The organism is Paenibacillus forsythiae T98, from assembly GCF_000520735.1.
In the GTDB taxonomy this organism is placed as follows: Bacteria; Bacillota; Bacilli; order Paenibacillales; family Paenibacillaceae; genus Paenibacillus_AQ; species Paenibacillus_AQ forsythiae.
This window is the reverse complement of sequence record NZ_ASSC01000729.1, coordinates 1-2,223: the sequence shown is the minus strand read 5'-3', so window position 1 is coordinate 2,223 and position 2,223 is coordinate 1. Positions and strand designations below refer to the sequence as shown.

The following is a 2,223-nucleotide window of genomic DNA, read 5'->3' as shown; positions in this document are numbered from 1 at the left end:
TTATGGACAAGATTGTGCAGCGATCTGGAGAGTATGGACCAATCCTTAATCCGGTTATACAGCGGAATCTCCGTCTTGGCCCCCGAGCTGAGCAGGTCTGCGCTCTCGATGATACGCTGAAGCGGACGAACAATCCAGCCGGCCAGGAGCCAACCTGCAATGCCAAGCAGCACGGCAACGGCCATCCCCGACAGAACAATATTGTTTTGCAGCTTCCGCACAGAGGCTAAAGCGATTTCCGCCGGCTGCCGGATAATCACGGACCAACCCAGACCGGGATAGTTCATATCGCCGTCCCCATAGGCGTACCCGGTTAAATAAGATTGGCTGCCCTTCTGCTCGTCCAGGAGCCAGGAGCTTTGGCCCTGCCCCGCCAGCTGCAGCGCTGAATTCTGCATCCGCCGGCCAATCTGGCCGCCAGGTCCAAGCAGAATCCGGTTGTCATCTTTGCTGACGACATAGACCTCCGCGCCTTTCATCCGTTCTTTGAGAGGCTCCGCCATAGCCGATTCGACCTGACGGGCCCACTCCCAGCTGAGCTGAGCCGCCAGCATGCCTAATATCCGTCCGTTTTTGTCCTTTACAGGCACTCCGATATCCACAAATTGAGGCTGTTCACCCCCCGGACTAGGCAGAAGCTCTCCCAAAAGCGCGTCATCGTGGACGTCTCCGATGTAAGGGGCCTTGATTCCATTTAGAAAAACTGGCTGTTCCCCGATGCCCTTGCCTTCGAGAACACCTCCGGTTGCCGACAGAACTTTGCCCTCTGCATCCGTGTAGCCCACCCAGGTGAATACCGGCAGACTTTCCTTCAGTTGATTCAGAAGTCCCGCAATCTCCTCCCGATCCGCAGGCTCCTGAAAAGCCTCAAGCTTGCTCAGTACCTCCACTTCCCCGGCCCGCGCCCACATGAAATGGTCCAGGCTGTACGATATCTGGTGTGCCGCTTCCGCCAGCAATCTCCCGTTGGCAGCTTCAGCGTTCCTGGAGGATTCATGGCCAATCAAATAGCTGAGCAGCACGGTCAGTAAAATAATCACGGCTGCAAACGTGCCTGCGAGCATGGTCCGCAAATTTATAGACACCCTGTGTACTCCTCCCTTTGTCATATGTGCTGTTCCAAAAGACTACTATGAAAAATGACAACTGTATTTTGACGCATCCTTCGTTTTAATTCATATATCGGAAAACAACGGACTATTGTGAAGCGCAATAATTCATGCAAATTAGGATTTAAGGTAGATTGTCCTATACCCCTCCTTTCGCTATAATTAATAAGAAATGGGCGGAGGTAAAATATGGACGCTTCCAGTAGAAAAGAACCATTCCGTTATGTCATGAATCAACCGATTGCTTGCTTGCTGGAGCTGCCGGCGGGCAGCACGGGTCCCGGAGCGGGAAAGCAGACCGAAGGTGTACTGATCGATCTCAGCCGTTCGGGCTGCAAGGTTCGCAGTTCATTAAACCTCCGGTTTACCTCCAAAGACACCAGACTCATCATTCATTTTAAGCTGAACGAGAACATGCTTCGGTTCACAGGAAGCGTCCGCTGGGGATGGATGTATGGCCTTGGACAGTACCAGTACGGAGTCAGACTGGACTTGACTGCGGAAGAGGAAGAAATTCTGGCGAGCGAGCTTGATCTCTGGACAGTGTCTTCGGCCGAGAAAGACAGCTAGAGGAAGACGGGATAGCCCGTCTTTTTTTGCATCTAAGTAGCTCTAATCTATTTGTAAAATAGGGAGGAAGGTTGAAATTATGGATTCTGTCGTTTCCACACGCTGGCTGCTGGCCCGGCTGTATGAACCCGAGCTGGTGATTGCAGATTGCCGCTTTCTGTTGTCCGATCCCGAGGCTGGTCGCGCAGCCTACCTGAAAGACCACATTCCGGGAGCCGTTTATTTGCATCTGGAGGAGCAATTATCCGCCCCTATTGGCGCACACGGCGGCCGCCATCCTCTTCCGGAGCCTGACCTGCTCGCAGCCGTGCTCGGCCAAGCGGGTATTAGCCGGGACAGCATTGTCATCGCCTACGATGACCAGGGAGGCGCGTTCGCTTCCAGACTGTGGTGGCTGCTGCGCTACCTGGGCCACGATAAAGTTTATGTCATGGATGAAGGCTACTCGGCGTGGAAGGCGGCGGAGTTCCCGGTAAGCGACAGTCAGCCCGTCCGCATTCCAACCCATTACGAGCCGGAGCTTCATCCGGAAATGCTGGCAAGC

The 2,223-nt window shown here is 54.0% G+C and carries 3 protein-coding genes; 2 read left to right on the top strand and 1 reads right to left on the bottom strand.

The features are described 5' to 3' along the window. Positions 1-1,085 (bottom strand): cache domain-containing protein (locus tag L692_RS0122190; protein WP_025702183.1); only part of this gene is annotated, 1,085 nt, incomplete at its 3' end. 213 nt (positions 1,086-1,298) lie between these two features. Between L692_RS0122190 and L692_RS0122185 the strand changes: the two genes are divergently transcribed. Both L692_RS0122185 and L692_RS0122180 read left to right on the top strand, forming a co-directional pair. Further along, positions 1,299-1,679 (top strand): PilZ domain-containing protein, encoded by a 381-nt coding sequence (locus L692_RS0122185; protein ID WP_025702182.1) that lies wholly within the window; start codon positions 1,299-1,301, stop codon positions 1,677-1,679. A 79-nt stretch (positions 1,680-1,758) separates the two neighbouring features. Beyond that, on the top strand, positions 1,759-2,223 hold a 465-nt coding region (locus L692_RS0122180), incomplete at its 3' end, for a sulfurtransferase (RefSeq protein ID WP_025702184.1).

Excerpts from the sequence above, each read along its gene's own strand:
- L692_RS0122185 (WP_025702182.1), top strand. The coding sequence starts at position 1,299 with ATGGACGCTTCCAGTAGAAAAGAACCATTCCGTTATGTCATGAATCAA.